Origin of the sequence: Paenibacillus sp. 1781tsa1, from assembly GCF_024159265.1 — a bacterium.
Classification (GTDB): domain Bacteria; phylum Bacillota; class Bacilli; order Paenibacillales; family Paenibacillaceae; genus Paenibacillus.
The window spans coordinates 2594187-2611345 of record NZ_JAMYWY010000001.1 but is presented as its reverse complement, the minus strand read 5'-3'; the positions used below and the strand labels follow the sequence as shown (position 1 = coordinate 2611345).

The window sequence follows — 17159 nt, the reverse complement described above, 5'->3', positions numbered from 1 at the left end:
ATGTCTCTTTCTAAATATCCTTCACATCGCACTCCGAAAGCTTTTGCTAAATAACAGCATACCTGCGGACATGGCAAGCATAATACCAAAAACGATAAACAGAACAGGCATGCTCATCCAATCTGCAAGTGCTCCCGAAACCAGGCTTCCAAGTGGTGCGACACTCACGACGAGCATACTCTGAAGAGCATACACTCTGCCTAGCATCTCGGAAGGGGTAACCTCCATCAGATACGTAGCCAGAGGGGTCGTAGCCAGTGGTATACCCATTCCCATCAGAAGACAAAAGACTGCTGCAACAGGCAGTTGGAAGGACGTCATATAAGCCGGAAGTGCCGTCATCGCATAACTGAGACCCAACATAACAACACCGCTGATGACCAGAACACTTTTACGATAATTGGCACCCCTTTGCGCCATCCACACCCCACCAAGCACCATGCCTCCTACCATCAGCCCACTGAGCAGACTTAATCCCCCGGCACCAGCATGCAACGTTTCAATGACATAGGGCGTACGAAGAACATTGAACGGCATCAGGCAGAAATTAACGAAGGCAAACAACATGGAGACGATCAATAATAAGGCATGTTTACGGAGAAAATAAAAAGCTTCCGCCATTTCGGAGAATATACTACGTTTATCGGTTGAAACAGAATCCAGTTCAGATAATGTCTTATTTCCATTGTTAGCAGATGTTGAAGCTTTAGGGTAGTCAACTCGGCTCATCATTAAAGCACTTAGCGCAAACAAACCCGCATCAATCAGGATCGTCCAGGCAATGCCTATTGAAGCAATGAGTGCACCAGCTACTGCAAGTCCTGCGAGTTCGGCCACTCGGGTTGCGGAAGAAGACATGGCATTACCCGAAAGCAGCATCGATGGGGGAAGCAGTCTAGGCACACTGGACACTTCGGCAGGAATAGTGAAGCACTCCAGCAAAGAATTTAGAATAGTAATGACAAACAGATGCCAGACTTCAAGTTGACCCAATCCAAACAGCAGCGCTGTAATCCCTACGAACAACCCCCGGCCGGTATTCGTAATCACGATTACTCTTTTGAGAGACATGCGATCTACCAAAGCCCCGGCGAACAGACCCAGAAAGATACTCGGCAAAAAATTCACTGCCAGCAATGTCCCCATCAGCACTTTGGAACCGGTCAGAATGTACACCATCCAGCTGTATGCAATTGAATCAATGGAATCACCAAATCGGGATACAACTTTACTGAGCATAAACTGCATATAAGGCCTGATTCGTATTAATTCCCCTATACCTTGCTTGCCAACTGCTGTGTTATCGTTCATGACTTTCCACTTCCTAACGTTAAAATATTTTTCATGTTAATTTTATTTTAACGTAACTTATGCAGAAATCAATACTTCCGTGAAAATAATTTTAACGTTGAGTAAGACTCGTTACTTTTTCTTAATCTCCTTCTAATGTTTTCGCAATCAACACAAGGAATTTATGAACACCTCCTAAACCACAAAAAAACAGACCACATGTGGTCTGCTCGGCTGGATTGAATGTATTTGAATGGCCTTTATTTGCTGCTACTTCTCAACACGCAATATAAATCCAGGCTGTTCCGCCTGTACCTCCAACATCAAATCGCGTACCCGTCCTGCTTCATTCCCCAGTCGGTCTTCGCTGATTCCGTAGTTGGTCCATTTTAGCTCTAGTGGAAGTTCAATCGTACCCGTCAAGCAGTCCCACAGAGCGTCGAGATTACCGCCATAAAAATCCGGCAGCTTCAGCTTATCCTTTAATTGCTGATGAAGTTCAGCGCTACTGGCAAAGTCTTCTCCATCCAGAATCACGGTGTTCATGACTGCTCCTTCCTCTATTTCATGCGTGTAAATGATGCATAGTGATCTGTCGTTTTGTAGATGAGTCCATCATTGGAGTACACAATCCGATCCGAATTACGGAAGCCGGAAGTATAGTTAATATCCGCTTCGCGCCATGTACGTCCGCTGGCCGAAGGCAGAAGCCCCTCCCGATTGCCAAATATGTCTCCTCCGATGCTTTTCCCGGGAGCCACTACAGCCAAGTTTCCTTGTGACGCTACCCAGCCGAGTCCTGTGGCCTGTGATTTGGTAATAAAGTTACATGGCAACGTTCCGTTTGCACTCAAATAGTTAGCCACACCGGTAAACGTATTGATGATAGTACATGTTGCAGCAGATGCTTTCTGCTGTGGGGCTGGGGTGAACTGTGAACCTGTGAAGAAAACAAACGTTAACAAGAATGCCAGTAAAGCGGTCGATATCAACTTTTTCATCAATCCGGCCTCCCAATCCTTCAAAGTAGATGAACGTTGTCACGATATACGTACTGTAAGCTGTAACTGTCTGGTTGTACGTTCTGCTAGATTATAGTAAACAAGTCATCTCATGACTATTTATATCACATCAATTTGGTATAAATATCAAATTAGAGTGTTTAAATTGTAAAATATTATAATTATAACATTTTGAGACAGAAAAAAGACTCTCATCCCTGAAGATGGAGTCTGCATTTTCTAGTATATTTAAAAGGACCTGACATAATCGATCAGTTGCACACGTTGACGAGTTCGAGCGGATTCCAGGCACGCATCAATCACGCGCATGTTTTGAATGGTATTTTCCGGACTGAAAGGTAGAGCTGCTCCATCAAGAACAGCCGTTGCAAATGTCTCTACCTGAAGCACATAGGAATTCGACACCGATACACGCTCCTCACGGCTGACCGAATCGGTGTGTACAATAATCTGAGGTGGAATATCACTGTTCTCCCAGCCAAACACTTTTGGCAGTTCAATCCGCCCTTCCGTCCCGAGAATCTCCATCTCCGCTCGTCCTGAAGCCCACATGCCACAGTCAAAAGTTAAGGCTACCGAATTCGGAAATTCTACCAGACCCGAAGCCATCATATCGACGCCATCATGCTCTTCCGAGAATAGAGCGTGTACGGTCACCGCTTCCGGTTCCTGTCCCAGATACATCCGGGCAGCCGAGATCGGATATACGCCTAGATCAAATAACGATCCGCCGCCCATCTCTCTTTTGAACCTTACATTCTCCTTGTCATCAGCGGTATTACACGTAAAGTTACCATGGATGGCTCTGACGATACCAATCTCCCCACTAGCTATAATCTCTTGCACACGTCTATGCTTGGGATGATATCGATACATAATCGCTTCAGCAAAAAGAACACCATGCTGCTCACACGCCTCAATCATTTCTGCTGATTCATCCGCATTCAGGGCAGCTGGTTTCTCACACAACACGTGTTTGCCAGCCTGTGCCGCTTTGATGGTCCATTCTTTGTGCATATGGTTAGGCAAAGGAATATAGACGGCTTCGATATCTGGATCAGCGATGAGCTCTTCATAACTGCCATATGATCTGGCAATGCCGAGTTCTTCGGCAAGGGTTTCCGCCTTTTCTTTGCTGCGGCTGGCAATTGCCAAAACCTCACCACGTTCGGACTGCTGGATCGCCGGAATGACTGCATTTTTGGCAATGGTTGACGTACCGAGTACCCCCCACTGTAACTGTCTGTTCATGCTCATCTTCCTTTCGTACCGTAATTGTCCTCTTCTGCCTTGTGTAACATGCCGAGACAACGATCCAGATCCGTTTTGACCTGTTTCTTGTATAACTCAGCCTTCTCCGCACCATCATCCGTGAAATGATATAGAACGATTTCCTGAAAATCGACCTTCGGATCATTGCCCTTCAGCTTCTTCGTGCGATAAAATACCCCCTGCTGTACCAATTCATGCAGTGCCCGATATACCTCGCTCTGGGGTGGAACATAACCGTAGTCTTTGAATTCCTGCTTCATCGCCTCCAGCATCTCGTAACCATATCCCCTGTGCTGTTCAACCATCGTAATTAGATACAGCTTGATAAATGCCCGCTGTGCAATCATAAAAGCCACGTTCATTCCCCTCCTGTCAGAACCTATATATCTAGTATTATAAAACTTATGTTCGGGTTCTGCCATCTTTCTCAGCTTTGTCTCCCATTTATTCATCATCATAGAGGGCGAGCAAGTAATCGTGTGGATACGCGTTAACCTGATGGAAGCACGGGAAAAGGTTTTCTATTGTGAATTTTTCATGTATTGAAATTTACTTTATACTCAAAAGTTTGTTTTATTTCAGGAACTCAGCGATTCGGTCAATCGAATTTTAATCATAAGACTGAGCAAAGGCTGTTATATCTGTACTACTGAATCCTGTATCCTGCATACACGAATCCTGAGAGGCCTGTATTAATGATTTCTGTGTTGCCTATATTACTGAGTTCTGTATTTCTACACGGAAATATACCCTGTACAATCCTGTACTGCTGCGAATCTGTTGAGAATTTTTCATATGTTGATGGATTCATTTGGTACGGACAGATTTCGGCACGGCTCCCACAATCCATTTCCCCCAGCTTACACGAGAGATGAGCCATGTCAGTACACAGGATAGTGCAAGAGCGAGCAACCAGGTAATGATCATGCGAACGACAGGGTTCCAGCCCATCGCAACATAGAACAATTCATCCGGAATATAGCTGTACCGCAGCATCAACATATGCATCAGATAACCGCCATACGATACACCACCAATCCATCCGAGCAATCGTGTAGCCCTGAGATTATGCAGTTTCCCGGCCAACTGGTACATGACCATAATGGAAGCGATCAGAAAGAGTGCCATATCAGGGCGAATCAAACTGACCGTGTAGAACGTAATTTTGATTCCCTCCGGCTTCTGAAACTCCAGCATTAATAAATATGTAAACCGAAGTCCCAGAACGATAAACACCATCCAGTATACCCAGCGCAACCGATGAATCCATTCATTCCAGTGCTGCACGGATAACCCCGCTGCTGCACCAAGCACAAAATAAATAAAGAAATAGAGGAAATTCCGGTCTGCATACGTTGTAAAAGCATCTGTCAGCACCGGGATATTCAGCCGTTCCATGAACTTGGCAATGTTTCTTAATTGGTCCGCAAGCACAAGATACACCACGCCCGAAATGAGCAGAGCCATCAGACGCCCCTTGGCTTCATATCGGTTATATACATAACGAATTGCACGCAAGAAGAGCGGAAATAACAGATAAAACTGGATCAGCATAATAATGTACCAAAAGTGTGAAGTCGTTTTGCCAGTAATCAACTTCAGGCCTAGGTCCGGAATGTCATTCCATCCAAATCCGCTCCAGCCACGCGGTGCAAGTGTAAAATAAATGAGTGACCAGATCAGATAAGGCACGATGACGTCGTTTACTCTTTTTCTCATAAACTGGCCATAATGCAGCTTGTCTCCCGTGTTATAAAACAGCACCATACCTGTTATGAATATGAATAAAGGAACTGCAAATTTGGAGAGCATCAGCAGTATGGCCAGTAACACGCCATCCTCCAGTCTCGTTTCCGGGACCAAAGAGTAATGTGCGATGGAATGCTGGAGAACCACTGCCGCAAAGGCTATCCCCCTTAAACTCTCTATTTCTGTAATTCGTTCTTTGCGAGGCATACATTCAGCCTTCCTTTCTTGGTTTTGCAATAAAAACAACGTACAATGAAGCCGTATATCTAATGAACGGGGTTGATTCACATTTCGTTAACAGACAAAGACGTAACCACTACCGATTCCAAGTATGTCCAGCAGCACCTGGCTAACGAGAGAACTTTTCTGGCCTGGGTACGCACCGGTATTGCCATGGCAGGCATCGGCTTTCTTGCAGCCGGATTCGGCTTCAATTCCTCGGCGTACGATCGACTTGCACATATTGCGGCTATGATTACCGGGATCACATCTCTGTTTGGCGGCATATCCATCATTGTGTATTCGGCAGCAGCCTATCATCGAAAGCGTACACAAATCAATGAACAAACCTTTCAGGCGTCGACCGGATTAATTCGTTTTCTCACGATAATGCTACTGGTGATTGGACTCGCTTTGGCTGTACTGCTCTATGTATTGTTATTCCCTGTCTGACTGGGTAAAAACACCACCCACCATTATTGACTCAAACATGAAACACAGGGACAAAAGCCGGCTTCCCATAAGGAAACCGGCTAATGACCATCTTGTGGATCATCTATGTCATTCCATTTTGCAGATATTAAGTCATTAGGTTCTATTTCATATCAACCAAATTCGTGGCAAGATTATAGGAATGTATTGTTACCGAATCGCGCTGCCTTGGTTTGGGCTTCCAATCTGCGTTCTTCCATATCCAGATCCGGTCGTTCAGCAGGTACTTCTGTACCGTGAACTTGAGCTCTATCCCGATTAAGTTGGCTGTTGCTGCTAAACACATCGTACACATCAGTGTCCCGATCCGTGGAGTCTACAAGCAGCAGAATTTTGCCATTCTGTACATACTCCTCATACTGTTTAGCGTCCTCTTCCGGGATACCAAGACCTACCAGGCCACCCACCAGTCCTCCAGCTCCTGCACCCACAGCTGCACCAGTAAATGCTGCTGCGATAGGGCCTGCGGCCAGAATGGGTCCTATGCCCGGTATGGCCAGTGCACCGATACCTGCGAGCAGTCCGGCTACACCACCAAGTACACCACCTGTTGCTGCACCCGCAGCCACACCTTCAGGGGCCTTTGTACCTGTCTCTTCCCGAATCGCCTTCAATTCATCCCGATCCTGGGTAACAACGGAGATTTCGTCTGAAGTGAATCCCTGTGCTTTCAGACCCTCGATAGCCTGCGATGCTTCACGTTCTGTATTAAACACACCTACGATTTTCTTTTGCATAATGAATCCCTCCTCATCTTATTGAGTGGTTCGCTATGTTATTACCCGCCTCGTTTTCTTTCAAACGCTTGCAAGGCAATATCGTATGTGTTAATAGCAATGAATGCTTGGTTATTCAACTATAGCGTGTTTCAGATTCCTTAGAGTGCTGCGAACGCTTCAAATCACTGAATAAGACGTCACAGGTTTGTTAGCGCTCCAATCCATGTTCTGGTGATACGTTGAAGAATGTCAGGGCCAAATCATATTGACGTATGGGCTGTGTATTCCTGGTGATTTTCAAGACAACTTTTTCTGGAGATTTTCTAAGGGATATTCTACAGAGATATTCTACAGAGATTTTCTAAGGAACCGAGGACGTCTTATTTAGCCTTTCGGTCCTCATTTTATTTTGTAACGAACATGAGACACGTTATTGATCAAAATCACCCGAAAAATACGCTCTAAATGACTGTTTATTCGAATATAGCGTGTTTCAGATTCCTTAGATTGCTGCAGGCACTTCAAATCGCTGAATAAGACTTCACAGATTCGTTAGCGCTCCGCTCCATGTTGTTTGGCTCTACGCACGTCCATTTATGCTCCGACTTTCCCTAGGGTTGAAGACACGCTCTGGGACGTGCCCTTAACCTCTAAAGAAGCAGATTTCGCTGAATTTTCATTCCATGCCAGAAGTTTGCCGTAAGCGAACCGAGGCACGCCAAGCGAAAATGACGCAGCAGTCGAAAATGCAAAGTGACGTATCATGGGGCTAAAAGGAAAAGTGACGTAACATAGGACAAAAGATAAAGTGAAGTAGCATTGGGCGCAAAGGCAGTAAAATATGCACTTACGCGAGTTTGGAGACACGTCCTGGTTAGATCTTGGAAGTAGAGAATGATTCGATCTGTTACAAAACAGACCGTTGTATCGCAGATTCTAACCCTGATAACGCGCCCTTTGCCAACCTAGTCGTTGATATCTGAAAAAACGAAGTCATCGAGCTATTTCCCCCGTGGTTTGGCCCGATTGGTGGCCACTGCTTCAAGTGGATTATCCGGCCAGTAATGCTTCGGATAACGTCCTTTCAGATCTTTTTTGACGTCAAAGTAGGTCTCACGCCAGAAATTGGCCAAATCTCGTGTGACCTGTACAGGTCGCTGAGCCGGCGATAACAGGTGGATGGTCACTGGGACTCGCCCACCAGCTATACGTGGTGTCTCCTGTTGTCCAAACATCTCCTGTAATCTCACCGCCAGAGCAGGAGCCTCGGGACGGCTGTAGTCCACGGGAATACGCGATCCACTGGGTACCTGTATATGCGTTGGAGCTTCATCGTCCAGTTGTTGTCGTTGCCCCCAGCTCAGACCACCAAGCAATACATCTTGCATCGACAATCTCTTGAGGTCGGCTGCCGATCGCATGCCTGTCAGATAAGGTGTAAGATGCTCAGCCAACTCTTCGGTCAGATCATCTTCGATCAGGTCGGGCCACTCAGGTAGATGGAGATGCAGAAACCGCATCCTGTCCGCAAGTTGTCTGGATGTTTTGGTCCAAGGCAGACAATCCAGCCCTTCCATCCGAATTCCGGCCAACAGTGCTTCCAGCACCTGATCTCCAGGTGGTTGTGTAATACTGCTCTCTTTCATCACAAGTGCTCCAATACGAAGTCTCTTATGGGCTCGCACGCTGCGGGTATTGGAATCCCAGGCCACTTGCACTTCATGGTGCAGCAGGTGCTGACCTGCCTGTAACAATGTCTGCTCCTGCAACGGCGCAGCCAGCAGGATGCGTGCATCTGCGCCCTGGTCGTCTGCCTCGGCTGCGACCAGATACGCTGAACGGCTCAGCGATTCTGTCGCTGTGAGCCGTACGCCGCGGCCGCTGCTCAGCAGATAGCGGCCGTCCTCCCGGCGTTGCCCGATCCGGTCCGGATAGGCGAAGGACAACAGCAATCCGCAGCTGTCTTCATCCGGCCGCACCGGATCGGCCGCCGGGCCGAGCGCCGAGCGCAGCTGGCGGCTCTCCTGGAGCATGCGCCGCACGGCCGCGCCGTCTGCGACAGCCGCTGCCGCTTGCGGCATGTCGCTGCTGTCCGCGGTCAGCAGCGCCTCTACGCGCGGGCGGAGGTCCGTGCCCGCGCCTGCACTGCCACTGCCGCGGAGGCCAGCAGGCTCCTGCAGCAGTGCCGCCAGCATGCTGGCGTAGCTGGCCAGCCCAAGCTCCGCCGCGCGGAGCAACATGCTGGCCAGTCGCGGATGCACGCCAAGCGTGTTCATCCGCCGCCCGAAGGGCGTGATGCGGCCTGCGTCATCCAGGCCGCCCAGCTGGCGCAGCAGCGCCTGTGCCTGGCCGTAGGCGGCGTCAGGCGGGGTTTCCAGCCATTGCAGCTCTGCTGGGGACTTGACACCCCAGACGGCAAGCTCCAGCGCCAGCGGCGCAAGATCCGCGGAGGTGATCTCCGGGCGAACTGCCTCAGGCAGCCCCCCATGAACCTCCTCGCTCCATAGCCGGTAACACACCCCTGGGGCAATTCGCCCTGCACGACCCCGCCGTTGATCGGCTGACGCCTTGGACACCGGGAGGGTAACAAGCCGGCTCATGCCCGTGCGTGGCGAGAATGCCGATGCACGACTCAGCCCTGCATCTACCACAATCTTCACTCCAGCGAGGGTGAGACTGGATTCCGCAATGGAGGTGGACAGTACAACTTTGCGCGTGCCCTCAGCCGCAGGACGTATGGCCTCATCCTGTTGTTCCACCGGCATACTGCCATACAGGGAATGAATTTTCACATGTCCAGGGAGAAAACTATTTGCTAACTCCCGTTCTGTACGATGTATCTCTTTTGCGCCAGGAAGAAAAACAAGCACGTCTCCCTCCTGTTCGGCTAATGCCCTCTTCACCATCTGAGCCGTGAACTGTTCCAGTGGCATGGCTGCCGGTCTTGGCACATATCGTGTTTCCACCGGAAACGTACGTCCCGGACAATGAATCGATCTTGTACCTTCGCCAAGCAATGCACAGACCGGGACAGGATCAAGGGTCGCCGACATCACCAGCAGTTTCAGATCCGGTCGTAACATCGCTCGGGATTCCAATGCCAGAGCCAAACCCAAGTCCCCGTGTAGGTGACGCTCATGGAATTCATCGAATATAATCATCGCCGTGTCCTCAAGTCCTTGATCCTGCTGCAATATCCGGGTCAATACCCCTTCCGTTACAACTTCAATACGTGTCGCCTGACTCACCCGGGTATCCATGCGTACACGATATCCTACAGTCTGTCCCGCTTTTTCCCCAAGCGTAGCTGCCAGTCTCGATGCAGCCGAACGCGCGGCGAGTCTTCGGGGTTCCAGCATGATGATTTTCCGTCCTGCAACCCACGGCTCATCCAGTAAAGCCAGCGGTACAACAGTCGTTTTACCCGCCCCCGGTTCTGCAATTAACACACCTGTATCTTGATCCCGAAATAACTGTCTTAATTCAGGAAGAATCTCTTGTATCGGTAACTCTATCTGCATATGATCGCTCCTAATGAATGTACCCTACTGCTCTTCAGTATCTCTATTCGAATGTTAGCATTATAACAAAAAAAGCCGTTCCAGAGGAACGACTATCGCAGACACACCCTAAGACACGCCTTAGTAAAAATGAAAATTATCCCGAATGCTCACTCAGCTGAGCAATGACTCGGCGCCATCAATGACGATCTCTGCTCCGGTAATATGTCTGGATTCGGACGAGGCGAGGAAGCTTACCAGATCGGCAACATGTTCCGGCTGACCCGGCCCGTCTGCAAGCGGCTGCTGTCCTTCCGGGAACTCCATCGGAATAATGATCTGTTGCAGATCATCCGTTTTGACCGTACTTTGATCGATATTCGTCGCAATCGCGCCTGGGCAGATCACGTTCACACGTATCTTGAACTTCGCCAGCTCAAGTGCAGCCATCTTGGCAAAAGCAACCTGCCCTGCCTTGGACGTGCTGTACGCCGACATGCCAAAGCTTGAGAAACGTTGATTGCCATTAATCGAACTCGTGATGATGATACTGCCGCCACCCCGTTTTTTCACGTGAGGCAATGCATATTTAATGGTGAAAAATGTACCGTTCAGGTTGGTTGTTATAATCTGCTGCCAATCTTCAACCTGGATCTCCTCAATGGGTGCCGATACACCGTTAATACCCGCATTGGCAAAAACGATATCCAAACCGCCGAATAACTCAACGGTTTCCAGTACAGCCTTTTCCACACGTGCCGGGTCGGAAATGTCTACATCAAATGCTCTTGCCGCACCCGGGTGCTGCGCATTAATCTCTGCTTCGGTTTCCGAGATCCGATCATTCACCAGATCAAACAATGCAACATGTGCACCCTCTTTAGCCAGCTTAACCGCAGTAGCCTTCCCAATACCGGAGCCTGCTCCAGTAATAATCGCAACCTTGCCTTGAAACCGTGACTTGCCGTTATGTTGTGTCATTAACCATTCCACTCCTTCATTTTAGCAATTATGTAAGAATGTACGTTCAAGCTTTCATTAGCCAATTCTTCACAAGATTACCCAAAAAGAGTGTCTTTTAAATCAACACCAACAAGTTTTTTCACGTTTGGACTTCAACAAAGTCACAGCATCATTCGGATCGATCCACAACTTGCTATCCGGCGCTCACCATTCCAGCTCAATGAAAGCGGCATCATCTTCAAGACCGCCGGTATGTGTAGCATCCAGCAGTACCTGAATGTGTTCATCGGGGACATAGGCCTGAATCGCATCCAAGTCGTTTAATCCATCCGTATATAACTGAAGACGCAATGAATCGTTTGCGGACCCTTTTGTCTCGTAGATGTGTGGCTTACCACCAACAGAGCCTTCAAGTGTAGACCAACGCTCATTTGTCTTGCAGTGAGTCTGAAAGAATTCAGAATCTTCCTGGCCATTACGCCACAGGCGAATACGGGAATCTCCTTGCCACGCAAGCCACACCCGACTTTTGCGACCGCCTCCCGTAAGCTCAATCCGTCCACACACATACATGGCCTGACTGCCCCGACTTCGCTTTTCCATCAACACTTCACGCAGCAGCAATGGTGAGCTTTCCAGTGGCTGTAATTTCTCCAATTGCTGAGATGCAGGAAGGGTTAGATCATAGAGAAGACGCTCCACGCCCTCTTCTGTCGGGTGTTGCGTCGTTTCCAACCAATCCAGCAAAGCATTCCCCAGAAAACGCGCTGCAAAATCGCCTAAGTAACTCATGCCTACCCCATCACACAATACAAAATTGCAGATATTTCCTTTCATACGTACCGCAGCAAAGTCCTGTCCGGTATCTCCCTGATGTACCGTCTCAGCCGCTCTGCCATAACCATATCTGCACTTAAATGTGCCCTGATAGCGGGTTAGTGGCTGTTCTCCCGTCTGTACACTCACATAGCGAAAGTTGCCATGCCGCTGCTCGGCATGGCCCCCCTTATCTCCAGCAGACAATGTTGCCAAACGCATTGCTCTCATGATTCCCCTCCTATCTCACAGGCGTAGCAGCGGACATCTGGAACCCGATCGATACCAATTCTGCACAGGTACCTGGCAGCATCATGAGTGCACCGGGTGCAAGCAAATAATCAGCTTCAACAAGCATTTCCCGATAACTTTCGGGCAGGACGGATGACATATTCCGCAGCTTTTCTCCATGCTCATCCTGTAGATTTGTTTCCGAAGAGATTCCCTTCCATCTTCTAGGTTCAGCAATTGGCCCTTCCAGCAGATGATCCGAAATAAAAATATTCTCCACCAGCACATTGCCATCAGGCACACTCATACCCATGATTCTTTTCGCAATGGGCTCGGGATCTTCACCTGTGGCTACCCCATCGGTCATGTGGCACACAAGTGGCGCAGGACAATCCTGCATATTCGGGATTTCGGCCTGGAGAATCTTTTCCGCCTGCAGGAAAGCCTTCGCCGAGTCCGAGAACCGTTTTGGGGTCAGGTCTGGCAAAGATCCAACTGCAGCGATCTCGTCGATTCCTTTGATACCGTTCAACAAGTCATATACATCATCGCTGTAAGCCAATATGGCTATGCGATAGCGAGGTGTCAGACGATTTCCCTTGGTGGACCGAAATACCATTTGCCGTATCGCGAGAGATAAGGCATCATAGACGACGTCAATCCGCCGCCGATTTTCCAGAACCATATTCATGGAGGCGCTAATATCAATTAAATATATAATGAGTGCAGGTGTACGCTGTGATGCTTGAATCGTGTAGTTCATCTAGGATGAGTCACCTCCGTCGTTCACGTGTTATTTTATAAGTTGGGCAACGTATAACTGGTGTTGCTCAGGAATTTGTTAATGGCACTCATTCGAGCGGCCACTTTGCCGACACCTTTAAAATAAGCAGCATCGGTATTGTATAGAGTTTTGAAATCACGGGCATACGCTTCCGCATTTTCAATTTTTCTGCCTTTTTGTGCGTTATACGTTTTATTGTAATGAGCAATCAACGTGACCACATTCTGGGCACGCTTTTTCTTAAGCGCGGCTTTCTGAGCAATCTCCTGCTGACGTTTAACTTCAGCTGCCGCTTTACGCTCCGCTTCCTGTTTTGCAAGCTTGGCATCATTCTCTTTTTTCCAGACCAGATAAGCTTCATATTTTGCCTGTTTATCGTACTTCTCCTGCTGTGCTCTCTTGGCAGCTTCTTTCTTCTGCTGCTCCTGCTTCACCAGATAAGCCTCATATTTCGCCTGTTTGTCATACTTGGCCTGTAATGCCTTGCGTTCTTCTTCTTTTTTCTTTGCTTCAGCTTCCTTCTGTTTGGCTTCAGCGAGCTTTTTCTTTTCCTCAGCATCCAGTTTTGCAGCTTCTGCGGCCTTTTGCTTCTCCTGCTCTTCCTGCTGCTTGATCGCAGCTGCCTTTGCAGCTTCAGCCTCTTCCGCAGCCTTGACCTCTGCCAGTCGTGTAGCTTCCTGCTGTTCTTTCTGCTTCACTTCTGCCTGATCGGCCAGTATTTTGACCGTTGGAACACTACCTGCCAGCAATACAATAAGCACAGCGGAAGAAATCATGAACTTCTTGGATCTGTAGAATGGCACAGGTACAGGCTTGTCTGTGTCTTCTTTTGGATTAAGCTTGGCATCCAGTTCCTTGATTGCAGCCTCCACTTCCATCTGCATCGCGCTGTTATGAGGAATGAAATGATACAGCGAACGATACACTTCCAGTGCAGCAGCTGGTTTATCTTCATCCTCCAAGGATCTTGCCTGTAAGAACAGACGGTTCACAACCGCCTCCTGATCGGGAGAGTGCGGCGTTTGGGGAATGTTCCCCGCTTGCGTATTCACTGGTTCACTTACTGGTTCTGAGCTCTCCTTCAGATTCCCATCCGCTTCGGACGGATTGCCAGCTTCTTCTTCCGATGTCGCAGCAGCCGCCGCATTGGCCTGATCCACGTCTACCGCAGCCAATGCAACATACCACTCACCAAATGTCGGACAGCTGCTCAGATCGTGACTTTCCCAAGCTCGAATGAACAGATCTGACAGTTTGGAACCCCAACGCTTCTCAAGGGACTCCCGCATCGCATAATACCGTTCACTCACCGTTTGCATTTCATGCTGGTCAAAATAACTTTCGCCCCACGCTTTCTCTACAATCACAGGGTCCGACCAGCTTAACATTTCAGCAATGATAACAGCTCCGGCAAATCGGTCAGCATATGAACTCCACAAACCGCTGTGCACTGTTCGATGGGCTGCATAACCGGGTGACCCGGCAAGCAGGGCATCCGGACGATCCATCTTGGAACCGTACATCTGCTCGACATCCACAAGTTCTACCGCAGACGCCTTCCCCAGGTTCTCCACTTCGGAAAAAAACGGAATCATTACATTGGGAGCGGACATATCGCAATGAGCCAGTCCACGTTGTTCCATGGCCGAACCCGTCCCAGCAAGCGCTCTGGCCAGCTTCAGGCTCTCCTCAGCCGTCAACTGTCTCTGATCACTGATCACATCGAACCAGGTCTGACCTTGCACCCATGGCATCAACACCGCATATAACAGATCGGGATGTTTTCCAATGAGCGCTCCGTTTCTTTCCGGAGTGAGCACATCACGCTTGCATACCTGCAAACCTGGCAGTTCACTATAAGACTCCATATGCTCAGACTGATATACCATAGCCGGAATACGGAATTTAGGAAAAAATACTTTTAGTGCTTTGGCCCCATGAAGGGAACCATTTCGGGGTAATAACTGATAAACAATCCCCTGCCTTCCGGCTTGGGCATAAGCTAGACCCGGCGCAGCCGGATGCTGCCCAATCGTATAGGCAATGTCGTTAATCACCACTTCATCCCCGGGATTCGGTTGAAAAGACATGCTTATCCCTCTCTCTGTCCTAGTGTCATAGTTGCAACAAAAACCGGGTGTTGTGACAACGCCCGGTTTTTGCTGTAGTTGTACATCTTCAGCTTGCTACCCGCCAATGATTCAGGGCGAATTCAGACTTCAAATCGGCCTGATCTATGTAAAGCAGATTAACGAGCTTGGTCAGCTGTACGGAATTTGTTAGCAATAGCTGTAAGTTCAGCGCTGATGCTGTTCAGCGTTTGAACGAACGATTGCATTTGTTTGCTAGCTTCTTGGAACTCCTGGAAGAAGCGTTGCTTTGTCATACCTTCCCATTGTCCTTCCATGCTTGTGATGGATTGAGTCAATGTTGATACGATTTGCTGACTTTGCTCACCGCTTTGTTTAAATTGGTTGGAAACCTGATCAAGCTGCTCTGGGGTAACTAAAATACGTCCTGCCATTGGTAAATTCCTCCTTGGTTTGTGCAATTAAATTTTGACTTGTTCAAATTGTACTATACCAGGATCGATCGGACAAAAGCCGAAGGACCTAATCCTATTTACCCCATTTTCAGCCCTTGAAACTTCTCCTAACAGCCTATTTACAAAAAAGATTCACTTTCTGCTGTTGCTTTTATTCACCCTGTTTCAGGAAACCACAGGCTCGGTCCCTCTTCTTCCCCGAAAGGAAGGATCTGTGAATCTCCATGCTACTGGCTCAGGCTGCATGGCCTGAACTAATGTAGCCGGGGAGCCATCAGGCGGAGCGGCATCCTGTACACGATATACAGCCGCCATTGCGGAAAGGGGATCGGATACTACAGCTACAGTTGCAGAATGTGCAGGCATGATTTCTCCTGTACGATTGTTCTGAAGAACATTCAGCATATTGACCGCATTACCATAGGCTGTGTTCACATGACTCAGCACGGAACGATACTCCATGTCTGCCTGCTGGAATAACAATGCTTTGCGTCCCAGCTGTACGCTTAAGTCCATTAATCGACGAAGCGCATCCTCGCCCAGTCGTTTACTGTGATTCCATTCATTCATCACCGCTGCGCGGGATTCAACCTCCCACTCCAGCGAATGAATCGCCTGATCCAACACTGTCATCTTTTGCTGTATTTGCTCCGCTGCATACTGAATCTGCTTGCTCAGTGCCCGAAGCACATCCGGTTCCACACGAATGCGCATTTACCATCACCTTTCCTCTTCCCCTGCAGGCTGTTTAAGCCAGTCCAGCAGCATCTCGTGAAACTGTTCTCTAGTCGTCAGTGCTGCAACTAGCCAATCATCTGAAGCCGCTGTGCTCATACGGAACAACCAGTTGGATACCGCACTTGCAGCAAATGCTGCAGACTGCGACTTCCACCCGTCTTCATTCCATACGAGCAAACGAAGCTCCCCGTCTGACTCCTTACCCACCAGACAGCGTGCCAGCGCAAGTGAGCCCTCAGGATCACTTGTCTCCTGTGCGAGTTCATCTGCTACAGTCTGTACCTCACTGTTTTCGAGCTCATTCATGACATCATAAAATTTTTTCTTGGAGCACATTAGTGCCGGTTTCTCCACAGGAGAATGGCCGCTCCATTTCATCCGCTCTATCAGAACATCAATGGCTTCACGAACACTTCCCAGATCGCTGAGCCGGAACGCGTCCGGTACGTCGTCAACACGGGAAACTTCAACGACCCGCTCATCCGTGCAATGGATATAACTCTCATACGACTTGCCGTTGATCGTGTAGCGAATCCAACAAGCTCTGTCGGACAATCCGGCAATGGCTACCCTGGAGAAAACGGTCGGTGTCATGATCAGCTCATCGGTATCCTGATCCCGAATCAGATATCCTTTGTCAAGCAGGGAGGTTTTCACACGCTCCCACTCCATCGCGATATCCTCCGCCATATAGCCGCGAAACGGATCTTCCACACCAAGCAGTCGGTCTGAACCGAGAATACCAGCCAGGAAAAAAAGTTCCTTTGTTTGTAACGTGACTACCTTTTGCTTAGAATCATGAACCGTCAACATTATGAG

At 48.7% G+C, this 17159-nt stretch carries 16 protein-coding genes; 1 reads left to right on the top strand and 15 read right to left on the bottom strand.

All coding sequences use genetic code 11. The features are described 5' to 3' along the window. Positions 1–21 precede the first annotated feature (21 nt). The 6 genes from NKT06_RS11760 to NKT06_RS11735 all read right to left on the bottom strand — a co-directional run bounded on the left by NKT06_RS11760 (position 22) and on the right by NKT06_RS11735 (position 5540). Positions 22–1311, bottom strand: a complete 1290-nt coding sequence (locus NKT06_RS11760) for an MFS transporter (RefSeq protein ID WP_253434013.1) — start codon at positions 1309–1311, stop codon at positions 22–24. Between the two features lie 249 nt (positions 1312–1560). Continuing rightward, complete coding sequence (locus tag NKT06_RS11755; RefSeq protein WP_253434011.1) at positions 1561–1836, bottom strand: barstar family protein; 276 nt, start codon at positions 1834–1836, stop codon at positions 1561–1563. A 14-nt stretch (positions 1837–1850) separates the two neighbouring features. Further along, on the bottom strand, positions 1851–2291 hold the full coding sequence (locus NKT06_RS11750) for a ribonuclease (protein ID WP_253434009.1): 441 nt from the start codon (positions 2289–2291) through the stop codon (positions 1851–1853). A 249-nt stretch (positions 2292–2540) separates the two neighbouring features. Continuing rightward, positions 2541–3563: a Gfo/Idh/MocA family protein gene (locus NKT06_RS11745; RefSeq protein WP_253434006.1), complete on the bottom strand. Its 1023-nt coding sequence runs from the start codon at positions 3561–3563 to the stop codon at positions 2541–2543. 2 nt (positions 3564–3565) lie between these two features. Further along, complete coding sequence (locus tag NKT06_RS11740; protein WP_036609188.1) at positions 3566–3940, bottom strand: replication termination protein; 375 nt, start codon at positions 3938–3940, stop codon at positions 3566–3568. A 451-nt stretch (positions 3941–4391) separates the two neighbouring features. Continuing rightward, complete coding sequence (locus NKT06_RS11735; protein ID WP_253434003.1) at positions 4392–5540, bottom strand: acyltransferase; 1149 nt, start codon at positions 5538–5540, stop codon at positions 4392–4394. 72 nt (positions 5541–5612) lie between these two features. On the opposite strand from NKT06_RS11735, the gene NKT06_RS11730 reads away from it, so the two are divergent. Next, positions 5613–6005 (top strand): YidH family protein, encoded by a 393-nt coding sequence (locus NKT06_RS11730; protein WP_253434001.1) that lies wholly within the window; start codon positions 5613–5615, stop codon positions 6003–6005. 173 nt (positions 6006–6178) lie between these two features. Here NKT06_RS11730 and NKT06_RS11725 read toward each other — a convergent pair whose 3' ends face one another. The 9 genes from NKT06_RS11725 to NKT06_RS11685 all read right to left on the bottom strand — a co-directional run bounded on the left by NKT06_RS11725 (position 6179) and on the right by NKT06_RS11685 (position 17153). Then, a complete protein-coding gene (locus NKT06_RS11725; RefSeq protein WP_253433998.1) occupies positions 6179–6781 on the bottom strand; it encodes a general stress protein in 603 nt (200 codons plus the stop codon). A gap of 983 nt (positions 6782–7764) precedes the next feature. After that, positions 7765–10284 carry an ATP-dependent helicase HrpB gene (gene hrpB, locus NKT06_RS11720; RefSeq protein ID WP_253433995.1) on the bottom strand — a complete coding sequence of 840 codons (2520 nt, stop codon included), beginning with the start codon at positions 10282–10284 and terminating at the stop codon, positions 7765–7767. A 153-nt stretch (positions 10285–10437) separates the two neighbouring features. Continuing rightward, on the bottom strand, positions 10438–11244 hold the full coding sequence (locus tag NKT06_RS11715) for an SDR family oxidoreductase (protein WP_253433993.1): 807 nt from the start codon (positions 11242–11244) through the stop codon (positions 10438–10440). A gap of 186 nt (positions 11245–11430) precedes the next feature. Further along, a complete protein-coding gene (locus NKT06_RS11710) occupies positions 11431–12273 on the bottom strand; it encodes a hypothetical protein (protein ID WP_253433991.1) in 843 nt (280 codons plus the stop codon). A gap of 10 nt (positions 12274–12283) precedes the next feature. Next, positions 12284–13036, bottom strand: a complete 753-nt coding sequence (locus tag NKT06_RS11705) for a vWA domain-containing protein (RefSeq protein WP_076330724.1) — start codon at positions 13034–13036, stop codon at positions 12284–12286. Between the two features lie 35 nt (positions 13037–13071). Further along, a complete protein-coding gene (locus NKT06_RS11700) occupies positions 13072–15147 on the bottom strand; it encodes a protein kinase family protein (RefSeq protein WP_253433989.1) in 2076 nt (691 codons plus the stop codon). Between the two features lie 158 nt (positions 15148–15305). Then, complete coding sequence (locus tag NKT06_RS11695; RefSeq protein ID WP_017689071.1) at positions 15306–15581, bottom strand: WXG100 family type VII secretion target; 276 nt, start codon at positions 15579–15581, stop codon at positions 15306–15308. Positions 15582–15767: 186 nt separating this feature from the next. Further along, positions 15768–16316, bottom strand: a complete 549-nt coding sequence (locus tag NKT06_RS11690) for a WXG100 family type VII secretion target (protein ID WP_017689072.1) — start codon at positions 16314–16316, stop codon at positions 15768–15770. 6 nt (positions 16317–16322) lie between these two features. After that, on the bottom strand, positions 16323–17153 hold the full coding sequence (locus tag NKT06_RS11685; protein WP_253433987.1) for a hypothetical protein: 831 nt from the start codon (positions 17151–17153) through the stop codon (positions 16323–16325). Between the last annotated feature and the right edge of the window lie 6 nt (positions 17154–17159).

Bases quoted from the DNA above. Each gene is read 5' to 3' on its own strand.
- NKT06_RS11695 (WP_017689071.1), bottom strand. From the start codon at position 15,581: ATGGCAGGACGTATTTTAGTTACCCCAGAGCAGCTTGATCAGGTTTCC.
- NKT06_RS11755 (WP_253434011.1), bottom strand. From the start codon at position 1,836: ATGAACACCGTGATTCTGGATGGAGAAGACTTTGCCAGTAGCGCTGAA.
- NKT06_RS11690 (WP_017689072.1), bottom strand. From the start codon at position 16,316: ATGCGCATTCGTGTGGAACCGGATGTGCTTCGGGCACTGAGCAAGCAG.
- NKT06_RS11725 (WP_253433998.1), bottom strand. From the start codon at position 6,781: ATGCAAAAGAAAATCGTAGGTGTGTTTAATACAGAACGTGAAGCATCG.
- NKT06_RS11745 (WP_253434006.1), bottom strand. From the start codon at position 3,563: ATGAACAGACAGTTACAGTGGGGGGTACTCGGTACGTCAACCATTGCC.
- NKT06_RS11750 (WP_253434009.1), bottom strand. From the start codon at position 2,291: ATGAAAAAGTTGATATCGACCGCTTTACTGGCATTCTTGTTAACGTTT.
- NKT06_RS11735 (WP_253434003.1), bottom strand. From the start codon at position 5,540: ATGCCTCGCAAAGAACGAATTACAGAAATAGAGAGTTTAAGGGGGATA.
- NKT06_RS11760 (WP_253434013.1), bottom strand. From the start codon at position 1,311: ATGAACGATAACACAGCAGTTGGCAAGCAAGGTATAGGGGAATTAATA.
- NKT06_RS11700 (WP_253433989.1), bottom strand. From the start codon at position 15,147: ATGTCTTTTCAACCGAATCCCGGGGATGAAGTGGTGATTAACGACATT.
- NKT06_RS11710 (WP_253433991.1), bottom strand. From the start codon at position 12,273: ATGAGAGCAATGCGTTTGGCAACATTGTCTGCTGGAGATAAGGGGGGC.
- NKT06_RS11715 (WP_253433993.1), bottom strand. From the start codon at position 11,244: ATGACACAACATAACGGCAAGTCACGGTTTCAAGGCAAGGTTGCGATT.
- NKT06_RS11705 (WP_076330724.1), bottom strand. From the start codon at position 13,036: ATGAACTACACGATTCAAGCATCACAGCGTACACCTGCACTCATTATA.
- hrpB (WP_253433995.1), bottom strand. From the start codon at position 10,284: ATGCAGATAGAGTTACCGATACAAGAGATTCTTCCTGAATTAAGACAG.
- NKT06_RS11685 (WP_253433987.1), bottom strand. From the start codon at position 17,153: ATGTTGACGGTTCATGATTCTAAGCAAAAGGTAGTCACGTTACAAACA.